General features: G+C 69.7%; 10 protein-coding genes. 4 read left to right on the top strand and 6 right to left on the bottom strand.

The window, feature by feature from the left end:
* Positions 1 to 34: 34 nt before the first annotated feature.
* Both BLW05_RS29435 and BLW05_RS29430 read left to right on the top strand, forming a co-directional pair.
* Positions 35 to 1,021 carry an ABC transporter permease gene (locus BLW05_RS29435; protein ID WP_093167347.1) on the top strand — a complete coding sequence of 329 codons (987 nt, stop codon included), beginning with the start codon at positions 35 to 37 and terminating at the stop codon, positions 1,019 to 1,021.
* Positions 1,021 to 2,733 (top strand): ABC transporter ATP-binding protein, encoded by a 1,713-nt coding sequence (locus BLW05_RS29430; protein ID WP_093167345.1) that lies wholly within the window; start codon positions 1,021 to 1,023, stop codon positions 2,731 to 2,733. The genes BLW05_RS29435 and BLW05_RS29430 overlap by 1 nt, the downstream gene beginning before the upstream one ends.
* Positions 2,734 to 2,750: 17 nt before the next feature.
* Here the strand turns inward: BLW05_RS29430 and BLW05_RS29425 are convergent, their stop codons facing one another.
* The 6 genes from BLW05_RS29425 to BLW05_RS29400 are packed head-to-tail and all read right to left on the bottom strand — an operon-like array spanning position 2,751 to position 11,173.
* The gene (locus tag BLW05_RS29425) at positions 2,751 to 3,626 is read right to left on the bottom strand and encodes an NmrA family NAD(P)-binding protein (protein ID WP_093167343.1); all 876 of its coding nucleotides are present in this window, start codon (positions 3,624 to 3,626) and stop codon (positions 2,751 to 2,753) included.
* Complete coding sequence (locus tag BLW05_RS29420) at positions 3,623 to 4,711, bottom strand: ABC transporter substrate-binding protein (protein WP_093167341.1); 1,089 nt, start codon at positions 4,709 to 4,711, stop codon at positions 3,623 to 3,625. The genes BLW05_RS29425 and BLW05_RS29420 overlap by 4 nt, the downstream gene beginning before the upstream one ends.
* Positions 4,712 to 4,744: 33 nt before the next feature.
* Positions 4,745 to 6,373, bottom strand: a complete 1,629-nt coding sequence (locus BLW05_RS29415; RefSeq protein WP_093167339.1) for an ABC transporter substrate-binding protein — start codon at positions 6,371 to 6,373, stop codon at positions 4,745 to 4,747.
* Between the two features lie 4 nt (positions 6,374 to 6,377).
* A complete protein-coding gene (locus BLW05_RS29410) occupies positions 6,378 to 8,006 on the bottom strand; it encodes an ABC transporter substrate-binding protein (protein WP_093167337.1) in 1,629 nt (542 codons plus the stop codon).
* A complete protein-coding gene (locus BLW05_RS29405) occupies positions 8,003 to 9,556 on the bottom strand; it encodes an amidase (protein ID WP_093167336.1) in 1,554 nt (517 codons plus the stop codon). The genes BLW05_RS29410 and BLW05_RS29405 overlap by 4 nt, the downstream gene beginning before the upstream one ends.
* A gap of 21 nt (positions 9,557 to 9,577) precedes the next feature.
* Positions 9,578 to 11,173 carry an ABC transporter substrate-binding protein gene (locus tag BLW05_RS29400; protein ID WP_093167333.1) on the bottom strand — a complete coding sequence of 532 codons (1,596 nt, stop codon included), beginning with the start codon at positions 11,171 to 11,173 and terminating at the stop codon, positions 9,578 to 9,580.
* A gap of 250 nt (positions 11,174 to 11,423) precedes the next feature.
* On the opposite strand from BLW05_RS29400, the gene BLW05_RS29395 reads away from it, so the two are divergent.
* Positions 11,424 to 12,671, top strand: a complete 1,248-nt coding sequence (locus BLW05_RS29395; RefSeq protein WP_093167331.1) for an acyl-CoA dehydrogenase family protein — start codon at positions 11,424 to 11,426, stop codon at positions 12,669 to 12,671.
* Between the two features lie 116 nt (positions 12,672 to 12,787).
* Complete coding sequence (locus BLW05_RS29390; RefSeq protein WP_093167329.1) at positions 12,788 to 13,972, top strand: LLM class flavin-dependent oxidoreductase; 1,185 nt, start codon at positions 12,788 to 12,790, stop codon at positions 13,970 to 13,972.

The following is a 13,972-nucleotide window of genomic DNA, read 5'->3' as shown; positions in this document are numbered from 1 at the left end:
CAACGCCACTCGCATTCCTTTTCTGTCCGCTTCGATGTCCACACCCTTCTTTCTCGATTCCGGTCCGATTGCGCGGTCTCTTCCGCCGGCGCCTTCGGTCCCTGAGCGCCGCGCCGATGCCCCGGCCGCGTCCACGGCCCCTGAAACGGTCGCCGCGATCGCCGCGATCGATGTGCGGCCAGTCTCGGCGCGTCGCGCCGCACTGCGGGCCTTCGTTCGCAATCCGTCCGCGATGGCAGGTGTGGTGCTGCTTCTCTTCATGCTCGCGCTGGCCGTGGCCGCGCCGGTGCTCTACCCGGGCGATCCGCTCGACATGGTCGCGCCGCCGCTCTTGTGGCCGGGGCAGGACGGGGCCTTCCCGCTCGGCAGCGATTCGTTGGGCCGCGACGTGATCGCGGGCATCGCGCACGGCGCGCGCGTCTCGCTCGCGGTCGGCGTGGTCGCCGCGGTGCTCAGCCTTGCGATCGGGATCCTCGTGGGCGCCACGGCGGGTTACTTCGGCGGTCGGGTGGACGACGTGCTGGTGCGCATCACCGAGCTGTTCCAGACCATGCCGGCCTTCCTGTTCGTGATCGTCGTCGTGGCGATCGGGCAGCCCTCGGTGCCGGTGATCGTGTTCGCGATCGGCCTCGCATCGTGGCCGGTGATCGCGCGGCTGGTGCGCGCAGAGTTCCGAGCGCTGCGCGAGACCGAGTTCGTGCTCGCGGCGCGCAGCCAGGGCTTCAGCCATGCGCGCATCATCTTCCAGGAGATGCTGCCCAACGCGCTGCCGCCGGTCATCGTGACGACCTCCGTGCTGGTCGCGAGCGCGATCCTCATCGAGTCGGCGCTGTCCTTCCTCGGCATGGGCGACCCGAACGCGGTGTCGTGGGGCAGCATGATCGGCCAGGGCCGGGAGCTGCTGCGCACCGCGTGGTATCTCACCGCGCTGCCGGGCGCGGCGATCGTGCTCACGGTGCTGGCGCTCAATCTGGTCGGCGACGGTCTCAACGACGCCTTCAATCCCCGGTTGAGGAAATGATGGCCCACCAACCCTTGCTCGACGTGCGCGGGCTCGATGTGTTCTTCGAAGGCTCCGCAGGCCCGGTGCAGGCGGTGCGCGGCCTTGACCTCACGCTGCAGCGCGGCGAGACACTGGCGCTCGTCGGCGAATCGGGCTGCGGCAAGTCGACCACCGCGCTCGCGCTGCTGCGCCTGCTCGCGCCGGGCGCGACGCTGCGCGGCGAGATCCGTTTCGATGGCCGCGACCTGCTCGCGCTGCCGCCGGCGCAGCTGCGCGAGGTGCGTGGGCGGGAGATCGCGATGATCTTCCAGGAGCCGATGACTTCGCTGAACCCGGTGCACACCATCGGCGCGCAGATCGAGGAGACGCTGCGTCGCCACCAGAGGCTGCCGGCCGCAGCAGCGCGCCGCCGCGCGATCGAACTGCTCGACCTGGTGCGCATCCCCGAGCCGCAGCGCCGCATCGACGACCATCCGCACCACCTCTCGGGCGGCCAGCGCCAGCGCGTGATGATCGCGATGGCGGTCGCGTGCAACCCGCGCCTGCTGGTGGCGGACGAGCCGACCACCGCGCTCGACGCGACCATCCAGGCGCAGATCCTCGAACTGCTCGACGGCCTGCGCCGCGAGCTCGACATGGCGCTGCTGCTGATCACCCACGACCTCGGCCTCGTCGCGCAATGGGCGGACCGCGTGGCGGTGATGTACGGCGGCGAGAAAGTCGAGGAGGCGTCCGCCTCGAAGCTGTTCGCGGCACCCGCGCATCCCTACACGCGCGGCCTGCTCGGCGCGTCGCTGCATGGCGGCAGCGCGCTGCACCATGCCGACGCGCGGCTGCCTGAGATCCAGGCGCGGGTCGATCCGGCAAGCGGCGCGCGCGATTTCGTGCTGCACCTGCCTGAGCCGCGCACCACGGTGCGGACACTGCCTCCGCGCCCCGGGGGTGGCGGACCGCTGCTCTCGGTGCAGCGGCTTCGCACCCGCTATGCGCGGCGCGACGGCGGCGTGCTGCATGCGGTGGACGATGTGTCGTTCGACATCCGCGCAGGCGAAACGCTCGGGCTGGTCGGCGAATCGGGCTGCGGCAAGTCCACGCTCTCGCGGACCTTGCTGCGGCTGGTGAACCCGTCCGAGGGGCGCATCCTGCTCGACGGCACCGACATCGCCCGCCTGCCCGAGAAGGCGCTCAAGCCGTGGCGGCGGCGGGTGCAGATGGTGTTCCAGGACCCGTACGCCTCCCTCAACCCGCGTCGCAGCGTCTTCGACATCCTCGACAGCGTGCTCAAGGTGCACGGCGTCGATTCGCAGGGCGAGCGGCGACGCAGCATCGGCGCGATCCTGGAGCGCGTGGGCCTGCCGGCCGACGCGGCGCAGCGCTTCCCGAACGAGTTCTCGGGCGGCCAGCGCCAGCGCATCGGCATCGCGCGCGCACTCGTGCTCAAGCCCTCGCTCGTGGTGCTTGACGAGCCGGTGTCTGCGCTCGACGTCTCGGTGCAGGCGCAGATCCTGAACCTGCTGGTGGAGCTCAAGGAGGATTTCGGCCTCTCGTACCTCTTCATCTCGCACGACCTCTCGGTGGTGCGCTACATCGCCGACCGGGTGATGGTGATGCGCGAGGGCCGCATCGTGGAGACCGGCAGCCACCGCGAGATCTGGGATCGGCCGCAGCACCCCTACACGCGCAGCCTGATCGCCGCCGTGCCGGGGGCGCTGGAGCGCGCGGCGGCCTGATCCAGCGCGGGGCGCGCTCAGGCCGCCAGCGCCTCGGCGACGAAGGCTTCGATGGTGCGCGCCGGCCGCCCGAGCACGCGCTCGACGGTGTCGGTGACCGTGGCCGCCTCGCCGGTGCCGATCAGCGCCGCGAACTGCGCGTGCACCTGCGCAACGTAGGGCGATTCGGCCTGCGCCGCGCGCTGCGCGAGTGCCTCGCGCGACAGCGGTTCCGCAACGATGCGGCGCCCGGACAGCGCCGATGCGATGCGCGCGATCTCGTGATGGTCGACCGCGCGTGCGCCGGTCAGCACCCATGGTGAGTCGGTGGCGGACGGTTCGGGCCCGAGCAGCGCGTGGGCCGCGACGTCCGCGATGTCGCGCGCGTCGATGCCCGCCACCTTGGGAAATGCGGGAGGCGCGTGCAGGACATCGCCTGCGGCGAGCTCACCGGCCAGGCGCGCGAGCGTGACCTGTAGCCAGGCATTCGGCCGCAGTACCTGGTGCGCGATGCCCGAGGCGCGCAGGGCCGCCTCGATGTGCGCATGCGCATCGCCGGACAACGATCGGCCGGGCGGCTCGATGGTCCAGTGGGAGCCCGAGAGCTTGACGATGCGCTGCACGCCGGCGGCTTTCGCGGCGGCGATGGCGGCGATCTGCTCTGCAGCCAGCTCAGGCGAAATCGGCGACAGAAGGAACAGGTGCGACGCGCCGTGAAAAGCGTGGCGCAGCGACGCGCCGTCGCCCAGGTCGCCCACCACCACCTCGGCGCCATCCGCGGCCAGCGATGCCGCGCGGCCAGCCTCGCGTGTCAGCGCGCGCACGTGGGCTCCCCGCGCGAGGAGCCGCGGCACGAGCAGCCGGCCCAGGCGCCCCGTCGCGCCGGTCACGAGAATGCGCGGGTTCCGGCTCATGCAGGTGCGAGCGCGTCGGCGTCGGTGGTCGCGGCCTGCGCAGGCTTGCGTGTGTCGATCGCGCGCAGCGGCGCGGCGTCCACCCATGCGCCGACGTCGAAGTCGGCCGGCAGGAAGCCCCATTCGAGCAGGAAGTCCTTGAAGTGCGAGATGGCCTCCACGAGCGGCGCATCGAGGCCGATGCCCAGGTGATTGTGCACTTCGGGCCCATTCGATGCGAGCACCGCTTCCTCGCTGGTCGAGATCTCGCGCGCGACGAAACGCAGGGTTTCGTCGGGATGGTCCTCGGCCCAGCGGCCGGCGCGCGCCACCACCTCGAGCAGCCGCACCACGAGATCGGGCCGGCGCTCGGACAGTGCCGCATCCACCGTGAGCACCCGCGGCGTGCCGTTGTTGATGCGGATCTTCGGATCGGGATGGTTGCCGAACTCGGCCACCACTTGCGCGCCGATCAGGTTCGCGACCACGATGCCTTCCGCGCCCTTGACGAAGATCGCGTCCACCTCGCCGCGCACGAGCGCCTCGACCTCGCGGAAGTAGGGATGCCGGCGGCGCAGCCCGAAGAGGCTCGGCTCGCCCTGCGCGAGGATCACCGATTCCTCGATCGGCAGGTCCACCAGCGTCAGGTCCTTCGTCGTGAGATTCGCGAGCGACAGCGCGGAGACCACGCCCTTGAGCGCGGTCGCGCGGTGGAAGTCGATCAGGTCGTTCACCCGGCGCGGCACCGCGAAGCGCCGTCCAGCCAGTTGCTCGATCGACGCGATGCCGCGCCCCGGCAGCGTCACGATGGCCTGGAACTCGTCGGTCCAGGTGATCGCCACCAGCCGCGTCGCGCGCCCGTTGGCGCGGGCCCAGATCGGCGGGATGTTGCCGCCCTGGCGGAAGGACCAGGCGAGGTGGTGGTCGAAGTGGCTTTCGCGAATGCTGCGTTCCTTCGAGTCGATGATCGATTCGATCGCGATGCCTTCTTCGGCGAAGGCCTCGGCCAGCCAGCCCTGCCGCGCCGCGATGCCGAGCGGGGAGGGCACCGGGCAGCGCGTGTACCAGAGCACGTCGGGGCGTTCGGTGGGAGTGGAGGTTGTCATGCGTCTTTCCTTGCGGGGTTGAAAGGGCTGGGCTCAGGCGCCGATCCACGCACCGGCGAGATTGCCGGCGATGCCGTCGGCGCCGACCGTGTGGCCGCGCACGCGGCGGTCGGCGATGGTGTAGTTGTCGAGCGCGAGCAGCGTGATGTCCGGCAGGTCGTGCGCGACGTGGCGCTGGAACTCCGCGAAGTCCTTCTGGCGCCGCGTTTCGTCGATCTCGATCGCCGCGGCTTCGAGCAGCCGGTCGACCTCGGGATTGGCGTAGCCCGAACCGTTGGAGAAGGGCAGGCCCTTCTTGAAGTTCTTCGACCAGTAAAGCCGCTGGATGCCGACGGTCGGATCGAAGGTGTTGCTCATCACGCTCACATGCAGGTCGAAGGCGCGCTCGGTGTAGATGCGGCGCACGTAGGTCGCGAAGTCCTGCCCGTTGATCGCGACCTCGATGCCGATCCGTGCGAGCGCCTGCTTGAGGTATTCGGCGGTGCGCTGACCGCCTTCGTTGGGGATGGGCGTGAGCGCGAGCCTGAGGCGCAGGTTGCCGCCGGCCTTTCCGCGCGTGAGGCCCGCCTCGTCGAGCAGGGCCTCAGATTGCTTCGGGTTGTACGGCAGCACCGGCAGGTCGGGCACATAGAACTTCGCGAGCGCGGGATGCACCGGGCCCGGGATCAGCCGGCCCTGGCCGTACCACACGGTCTTCTGCACCACCTGGCGGTTGATCGCCTGCGCGATCGCCTGCCGCACGCGCAGGTCCTGCAGCGCGGGGTTCTCGAGGTTGAACTCGAGCCGCGTGACGTTGTTGATGTACTGATAGCCGTTCGGCTCGAAGACCAGGTTCGGCTTCGCGCGCAGGCGCTCGACATCGCCGAGCGGCACCGGCGTGCCGGGGGCCAGTTGCACTTCGCCCTTCTCGATCGCGGCCGCGCGCGCCGCCGCGTCGGGAATGAAGCGCACGATCAGGCGGTCCACGTACGGCTTCGGGTTGTCCCAGTAGTCCGGGTTGCGCTCGTAGGTGACGTGGCTGCCGCGCACCCATTCCTTGAAGACGAAGGGGCCGGTGCCGACCGGCGCGTTGTTGGCCGGGTTGGCGTCGGCCTTGCCGTTCTCGTACAGGTGCTTCGGCACGATCGGCGACTCGGAGGCCGACAGCGCGGTCAGCAGGTAGGGCACCGGCTTCGCGAGCACGAGGACCGCGGTGTGCGCGTCGGGCGTTCTGACTTCGGTGAGGCTCGAGAACGTCGCACGGCCGCGCGGGTGGTACTGCTTGAGCAGGCCGATCGAGTGCGCCACATCGGCCGAGGTGAAGGGCCGGCCGTCATGCCAGCGCACGCCCCGGCGCAGGGTGAAGGTGTATTGCAGTCCGTCCGCGCTCACCGCCCAAGCGGTCGCGAGCTGCGGCTGCGGGGCGAGGTCGAAGCCGTAGGTCAGCAGTCCTTCGGTGGTCTTGGCGGAGATCAGCACCGACGCGCCGGCCGAATGCGCGATGGTGGTGAGCGTCGGCGGCTCGGGATCGATCAGCACGGTGAGCGTGCCGCCGCGCGTGGGTGTTCCTTCGGCCCGCGCCTGCGCCCATGCGGGCAGGCTCGCGAGTCCTGTCAATCCAGCGAGCCCGAGGCCCGCGCCGCCTTGCAGGAACAGGCGGCGATCGAGAGTTCTTTCCGTCATGCGTTCAGGTCCGGATGTAGAGGTCTGAGAAGTTGCCCGAGAGCCCTTCGGCGCCGACCGTGTGGCCGCCGATGCGGCGGTTGGCGACCGTCACCTGCGCGACCGCGACGAGACCGATGGTCGGCAGCTCGCGCGCGATCACGCGCTGGAACTCGGCGTAGAGCGCGCGGCGCTTCGCCGCATCGTTCTCGACCGCCGCGGCCTCGAGCAGCTGGTCGACCTCGGGGTTCTGGTAGTGCGCGCCGTTCGAGAACGGCACGCCGGGCCGGAAGTTCTTCGACCAGTAGAAGCGCTGGATGCCCACCGCGGGGTCGAACATCTGGCTCATGCCCTGGTTGTTGAAGTCGAAGTCGCGCTCGGTGTAGACGCGCTTGATGTAGGCGCCGAACTCCTGCGTGCGGATCGTCACGTCGATGCCGACGCGCGCGAGCGCCTGGCGGATGTACTGGCCGACACGGTTGCCGCCGCCGTCGAACACATCGTGCGTCACGCGAAATCGCACGCCGTCCGCGCCGCGCGGAAAGCCCGCCTCGTCGAGCAGCGCCTCCGCGCGCTTGCGGTCGAACACCGGCTTGCTCGAAGCCGGGTCGTAGAACTGCTTGAGCACCGGCGAGATCGGCCCGGGCGCGACGAGCCCGTAGCCGTACCACGCGGTCTTCAGCACCACCTCGCGGTCGATCGCGAGCGCCACCGCCTGCCGCACCTTCACGTGGCGGAAGTAGGGGTTGTCGAGGTTGAACTCGATGCGCGTGGTCGAGTTGTTGAAGTACTCGTTGCCGCGCGTGTCCAGGCTCAGGTGCGGCAGCGCCTTGAGGCGGTCGAGATCGGGAATCGGCACCGGGGTGGCGCCCGCGAGGTCGACCGTGCCGCTCTCCAGCGCCGCGGCGGCCGCGGCGGGGTCGGGCACGAAGCGCACCACGAGACGGTCGATGTAGGGCTTGCCCGCATCCCAGTAGTCGGGATTGCGCTCGTAGATGATGTGGCTGCCGCGCTGCCATTCCTTGAACACGAAGGGGCCGGTGCCGACCGGTGCGTTGTTCGCCGGATGGCTCGCGAGATCGCGGCCTTCGTAGACATGGCGCGGGACGATCGGCGATTCGGCCGCCGCGAGTGCGGTCAGAAGAAAGGGCGCGGGCTTCGCGAGCACCAGCACCGCGGTGTGCGGGTCGGGCGTGCGCACCTCGGTCACGCTGGCGAAGGTGGCGCGTCCGCGCGGATGTGACTGCTTGAGCGCGAGGATCGAGAACGCGACGTCGGCCGAGGTGAAGGGCCGTCCGTCGTGCCAGCGCACGCCACGGCGCAGGTGGAAGGTGTATTGAAGGCCGTCCGGCTGCACCTCCCAGGCGACTGCGAGCTGGGGCTTCGGGCGAAGGTCGAAGTCGTAGCTCAACAGCCCCTCGACTGCTTTCGGCGAGACGAGGAAGGTGCCGGCGGCGGAGTTGACGAGGCCCACCAGCGTCGGTGGTTCCAGCGCGGTGAGCAGCGTGACGACGCTGCCGGGCTTGTGGCGCGGCGTTTCGGTTGGAGCGGGTGCGGCGGCCGCTGCAACCGCCGGCAGTGCGGAAAGCGCGAGCGGCAAGCCGGCAAGCCGGCGGTGGAATCCGCGGCGGTTGATCGGTGGCGTGGGAGTCATGCGGTCGGTGCGGAAGAGGGCGTGGTCTCGGTGGTGTTCTCGCGATAGCCGGGCGGTGCGATGAAGCCGCCGTAGGCTTCTTCGAGCAGTTGCGCAAAGGCGATCGTGGTCTGGTCCTCCAGATACGGGCCCACGGCCTGCGCGCTGATCGGCAGGCCCTCGTCGTCGAGCCCGATCGGAAAGCTGGTCGCCGGCAGGCCCGGCAGCACCGGCAGCCCGGCCCAGTGGAACAAGTCGAGGAAGCGCACCGCGCGCGTGCCGTCCGCGAACGCGACCGGGTAGCTGCGCTCGTCCTTAGGCTCCGCGTGGTTGTGGTGGAACGCCGGCAGCGGCGCGACCGGCGTGACGACCACGTCGAAGCGCTCGAACAACCGCTCCCACTGATGGCGCAACGCGTGGCGCGCTTCGTTGTCCTGCAGCCATTCGGCGTGGCGCAGCGTCGGTGCACGCAGCCATGCGGCGTCGGCGGAATCGTCGTCGGGCGCGAGCGACGCGTACCGGCGCTGCGCTGCTTCGCTGAGGGGCGGTGGCGAAGCGGTCGAGGAGCCGAGCAGGCTGCGGTAGATCCGGTGCGAACGCACCAGGTCGGGCAGCAGGCCCGGCGGCAGATCGGCCGGCCGGCTCACTTGCGCACCCTGCGTGCGCAGCCGCTCGATCACACGCTCGCCGATCTCCTGCTCGTGCAGGCTGCGCGTGGTGCCGGGCCACTGGTCGATCACGAGCACCCGGAAATGGTCGAGCCGCGCATGGCGCGCCGGCGGCAGCGTGACCTTCCAGGCCTTGGCCTGCAAGGGGTCGCGGTTGATCAGCAGTTCCAGCGCCAGCGCGAGGTCCCCGGCGGTGCGCGCGAGCGGCCCGGCCACCACGAGGTCGCGGTCCGCATGGCGCCCCGAGGGCACGCCAGTGCCGCGCAGCGGCACGAGTCCCGCGGTGGGCTTGTGGCCGTACACGCCGGTGAAGTGCGCCGGGATGCGGATCGATCCGCCGATGTCGGTGCCGATCTCCAGCGCGACGTAGCCCGCCGCCAGCGCGGCGGCGGAACCGCCCGAGGAACCAACCGGCGTGCGCGCGAGATCCCACGGGTTGCTGCTCACGCCATAGATCGCGTTGTAGCTTTGCAGGTCGGCCAGCGCGAGCGGCACGTTGCTCTTGCCGACGATCACCGCCCCGGCCTCGCGCAGCGCCGCGACCGCGAGCGAATCCGCGTGCGCGACGTTGTCCCTGAAGGCGGGGTTGCCGCTGCTGGTGACCAGCCCGGCGACGTCGAACGATTCCTTGACCGTGACCGGCACACCGAGCAGCGGCCGGCGTTCGCCGCGCGCGAGCGCGGCATCGGCCTCGCGTGCGGCCGCGCGTGCGCGCTCGTCGTCGCGCACCGCGATCGCACGCAGCTCGCCATCGAAGCGGTCGATGCGCGCCAGCGCGTGCTCCAGCAGTTCGACCGCACGCACGCGCCCTTCGGCCAGCGCCTCGGCCTGCGCGCGTGCGCCCGCGAAGCTCAGCGCCGCGATCTGTGCCTGGCGAGATCCTTCAGGATTCTTCGATGTCATCGTTTCCTTCTCCTCGTGTGTTCATTTGCGCGGCTCGATCCATGCGTCGGCGAGGTCGCCGGCCGCGAGGTCGATGCTGTTGGAGATCTGGTGCACGCGGCTGCTGTAGACCTGCAGCGCCGAATGCACCGTGACCAGCGGCACCACCGGCAGGTCACGTCCGACGATCTGCTGGATCTCGCGGAACTGCTGGGCGCGCTTGCCGGGATCGAGCTCGACCGCGGCCTGGCGGAACAGCCCGTCCACCTGCGGGTTGTCGTAGTGCGACGCGTTGATCCAGATCAGCGGGTTGCGCACGCCGTCGCCCCAGTAGATGCGCTGCACGCCCACGGTCGGGTCGAACAGCCGGCCGAGCCCGTTGAGGTTGATGTCGAAGTCGCGCGTGCCGTACACCCGCTTGAGGAAGGTCGGCAGGTCGCCGTCCACCACGTCGACCTTGATGCCGACACGCGCAAGTGCTGCGCGCAGGTAGTCGGTGGTGCGCTTGAAGTCGGCGCCCGGGATGTAGCTCAGCCGCAGCGTGAAGCGCGTGCCGCCCGCCTGGCGCGGCTGGCCGGCCTCGTCGAGCAGCCGGTTCGCGGCCGCGACGTCGTAGGGATAGCGGAAGGTGCTGTCGTCGTAGTAGTCGCCGAGCACCTTCGGCACCGGCGAGTTCACCACCTCGACCTGCTTGTAGTAGATCGTGTCGCGGATGAAGTTGCGGTCGATCGCCTGCGCGATCGCATGCCGCACCTTCGGCTTCGCGAGGATCGGGTTCTCGAGGTTGAATTCGAGGAAGGACGCGTTGTTCAGGAAGGCGTCGTAGCTCGCGTCGATGCGCAGCTTCGGGTTCTTCGACAGCCGCTCCAGGTCGGCGAGCGCCACGCCTTGCGCGATGTCGACTTCGCCGGTCTCCACCGCGGTCGAGATCGCGGCCGGGTCGCGCACGAACTTCACGATGATGCGGTCGAGGTGCGGATAGCCCTTGCGCCAGTAGTCGGGGTTCTTGCGCAGCACCAGGTGGCTGCCGCGCACCCACTGCTCGAAGATGAACGGGCCGGTGCCCACCGGCGCGGTGACGTTCGGATTGCCGAGCGGCTCGCCGTCGGCGTAGCGGTGAGAGGGCACGATCGGCAGTTCGGCCGAAGAGAGCGACTTGAGCAGGAAGGGCGCGGGCTTCGCGAGCACGATCACCGCGGTCAGCGCATCGGGCGTGTCCACGCGCTCGACGTTGGCGAGCGTGATGCGCCCGCGCGGCCCCTGCTTCTTCTGCGTGAGCAACGAGTAGCGCACGTCCTCGGCGGTGAAGTCGCGGCCGTCGTGCCACTTCACGCCCGGGCGCAGCCGGAAGGTGTAGCGCAGCCCGTCGGCGCTCACCTGCCACGCGGTCGCGAGCAGCGGCTGCGGCCGGAACTGCTCGTCGTAGCGCAACAGGCCCTCGGTGACCTTGGCGCTCACGTTGCGGTTGTCGGTCTTGGTGTCGAGGAAGGACACCAGCGAGGTCGGCTCCTGCGGCACCGCAAGCGTCAGCGTGCCGCCGTCGATCGGCCGCGGTGCGGCTTGCGCGAGCGTGGAGAGGGGCAGGGTGGCGGCGGCGGCCGCGAGGGCGATGCGGAGCGCCCATCGATCGAATTGCATTCTTCTTCTGTCGCTGCGAAGTGGTGATGAAAAAGCGGCGATGGCGTGGAACGCCGAACACCTCCAGGGGCCGCGATGGTGTTGGATAAGCGCGTGAAATCCAAGCGATGGCTTAGCATTTTTTCGCGCTTGGAAATGCACCGCGCCGCTGTCGCGGCCAATCGAGAAACGCGACTTTCCATATGCACGGAACGATGAATCCCGGCGCCTATATTGCGAGCCCGATTCAATGGATTGCAGGGACTCGTCGATGAATGCCGCTGTTCGCGCCGTGCGTGCGCCTGATCTCGCCACCTTGCTGGGCCGCCTGCCCGCGCTGGCCGCCTCCATCGCCGAAGGCGCTTCGCAGCGCGAGCGCGAAGGCGTGATGCCTTTCGAAGCCTTCGGGCGCTTTCGCGAATCGGGCCTCGGCACCTTGCGCATTCCGGTGGAACGCGGCGGGCCCGGCGGCACGATCCCCGAGCTCATCGAGGTCGTCGCGACGCTCGCGGCCGCCGACTCCAACGTGGCGCACGCGCTTCGCACCCACTACAACGCGATCGAGCTGTGGACCTCGGCGCCGCGCAACGACAACGCCGAGCGCCAGTTGGCGCGCGTGCTCGATGGCGCGCTCTTTGGCGGCGCGTTCACCGAGCTCGGCACGCCGAAGTCCGGCACGGTCACCACCACGCTCGAGCAGCGCGGCGACCGCCTCGTGCTCAACGGCAGCAAGTTCTACGCGACCGGCACCGCCTTCGCCGACTACGCGAGCATTGCAGTGCGCGACCACGAGGGCCGCGACGCCACGGTCATCGTGCCCACGCGTCGCGAAGGCCTGCGCGTGAAGGACGACTGGGACGGCATGGGCCAGCGCCTCACGGCCAGCGGCAGCCTCGAATTCAGCGAGCTCGAAGTGCGGCCCGGCGAACTGGTGCACGCGACGCCGCGCACGCCGCAGCTGCGTCACGCGAGCTCACTGCGGCAACTGTTCCTGGTCGCGGTGGCCGCGGGCATCGTGCGCAACATCCTGGCCGATGCGCTGCAGTACGTGCGCCAGCACGCGCGCCCTGCCGCGCACAGCGCCGCGGCGACTCCCGCCGAGGACCCGTTCACCCAATGGGTGGTGGGCGATCTCGCCACCGCCACGCATGCGGTCGATGCACTGATCGCCGACAACGCGCGCCGGCTCGACCGGTCGGCCGATGCCTTGCGGCGCAGCGCGGCGGCGCCCGAAGCCGTGCCGGGCGACGACGACGCGATCCGGCAGCTCGTGCTCGATGGCGCACTCGCCACCGCGAAGACGCAACTGGCAGTGAGCCGCATTGCGCTCGCGGCAGCCGAACGCCTGTTCGACGCCGGTGGTGCATCGGCCACGTCGCGGCGCCACAACTTCGACCGGCACTGGCGCAACCTGCGCACCATCTTCAACCACAACCCGTTGATGCAGAAGGCGCGCGTGCTCGGCGACTTCCACCTCAACGGAACGACCACGCACCTCGAGGAGGGCAAGGTCTTCTGACCATCGCCGCATGTCGATATGCGAATTACGGGCGTGCCAAGCACGCGGCCACTCGCCAGAATTCCCGCAGCACCAGCAGCCCAGGGCTGCATGAACGATAGAAGGTAGTCCTCCAGATGTCCCTGTCACACCGGCCCGGCGAGCTCGTCGGGTGGGAGCGCTTCGCCGCGCCCAGCGAATTCAGCGAGAGCCCGCTTGCGCAGGCTTTCAGGCAGCCCGTGCTGCTCGGCCTGTTCCTGCCGATCCAGGCGGGCGGGTGGAGCGCCTCGACCTATCCGCGCACCACCGACTGGCGCTTCGACTACAACCGCGACCTGGTGCTCAAGGCGGAGCAGCTGGGCTTCGATCTCGTGTTCGCGCTCTCGCAGTGGCTGCCCAAGGGCGGCTATGGCGGCGTGTTCGACGGCCATGCGCTCGATTCGTTCATGACCACCGCCGCGCTCACCGCCGTCACGCAGCGCATCGTGCTCATCTCGACGATCCATGTGCTGTACGGACCCATGCATCCGCTGCACCTGGCGAAGTACGCCGCGACGCTCGATCACATCTCCGGCGGACGCTGGGGCATCAACGTGGTCACCGGCCATCGCGCGGTGGAGCACGAGATGTTCGGCTCGCATCGCATCGAGCATGACCGGCGCTACGAGCTCGCGGCCGAGTTCCTCGAGGTGGTGCAGCGGCTGTGGGCCGACAACGAGAACTGGTCTTTCAAGGGCGAATCGCCGTGGAAGCTCGACGGCGCCTACGTGACGCCGAAGCCGCGCTTCGGCCGCCCGGTGCTGGTGAATGCCACCGGCTCGGATGCCGGCATCAGCTTCGCGGCGCGTTACTCCGATGTGGTGTTCATCACCAGTCCTACCGGTTCGAGCTTCGACAGCGCGATCGCGTCGCTGCCAGTGCATGCCGCGCGCGTCAAGGAGGCCGCCCGTGACGTCGGGCGCGAGGTGCGCACGCTGCTGAACCCGATGGTGATCAGCCGGGAGACCGAGAAGGAGACCTGGGACTACCACGATGCGATCGTGGCCCACATCGACCGCGATCCCGAGGCCAGCTTCAACCGCTTCGACAGCGATGCCCATGCGTGGCGCGGCCGTGTCGGGCGCGACGCGCCCAAGCGCCGCGCGATCGGCGGAAACATCGAGGTCATCGGCACGCCCGAGCAGGTGGTGGAGCAGTTCGTGCAGCTCAAGCGCGCGGGCATCGACGGCCTCCAGCTGAGCTTCTACGACTTCCAGCCCGACCTCGAATTCTTCGGCGACCGCATCCTGCCGCTGATGAAGCAGGCCGGGCTTCGCTTCTGA

The organism is Variovorax sp. YR216 (assembly GCF_900107745.1).
In the GTDB taxonomy this organism is placed as follows: domain Bacteria; phylum Pseudomonadota; class Gammaproteobacteria; order Burkholderiales; family Burkholderiaceae_C; genus Variovorax.
The sequence above is the reverse complement of the archived record's forward strand: the minus strand, read 5'-3'. Positions and strand labels throughout refer to the sequence as shown.

What these genes read in the sequence shown, in the direction of transcription:
- BLW05_RS29435 (WP_093167347.1), top strand. Translation starts at nt 35, where the DNA reads ATGTCCACACCCTTCTTTCTCGATTCCGGTCCGATTGCGCGGTCTCTT.
- BLW05_RS29430 (WP_093167345.1), top strand. Translation starts at nt 1,021, where the DNA reads ATGGCCCACCAACCCTTGCTCGACGTGCGCGGGCTCGATGTGTTCTTC.
- BLW05_RS29425 (WP_093167343.1), bottom strand. Translation starts at nt 3,626, where the DNA reads ATGAGCCGGAACCCGCGCATTCTCGTGACCGGCGCGACGGGGCGCCTG.
- BLW05_RS29420 (WP_093167341.1), bottom strand. Translation starts at nt 4,711, where the DNA reads ATGACAACCTCCACTCCCACCGAACGCCCCGACGTGCTCTGGTACACG.
- BLW05_RS29415 (WP_093167339.1), bottom strand. Translation starts at nt 6,373, where the DNA reads ATGACGGAAAGAACTCTCGATCGCCGCCTGTTCCTGCAAGGCGGCGCG.
- BLW05_RS29410 (WP_093167337.1), bottom strand. Translation starts at nt 8,006, where the DNA reads ATGACTCCCACGCCACCGATCAACCGCCGCGGATTCCACCGCCGGCTT.
- BLW05_RS29405 (WP_093167336.1), bottom strand. Translation starts at nt 9,556, where the DNA reads ATGACATCGAAGAATCCTGAAGGATCTCGCCAGGCACAGATCGCGGCG.
- BLW05_RS29400 (WP_093167333.1), bottom strand. Translation starts at nt 11,173, where the DNA reads ATGCAATTCGATCGATGGGCGCTCCGCATCGCCCTCGCGGCCGCCGCC.
- BLW05_RS29395 (WP_093167331.1), top strand. Translation starts at nt 11,424, where the DNA reads ATGAATGCCGCTGTTCGCGCCGTGCGTGCGCCTGATCTCGCCACCTTG.
- BLW05_RS29390 (WP_093167329.1), top strand. Translation starts at nt 12,788, where the DNA reads ATGTCCCTGTCACACCGGCCCGGCGAGCTCGTCGGGTGGGAGCGCTTC.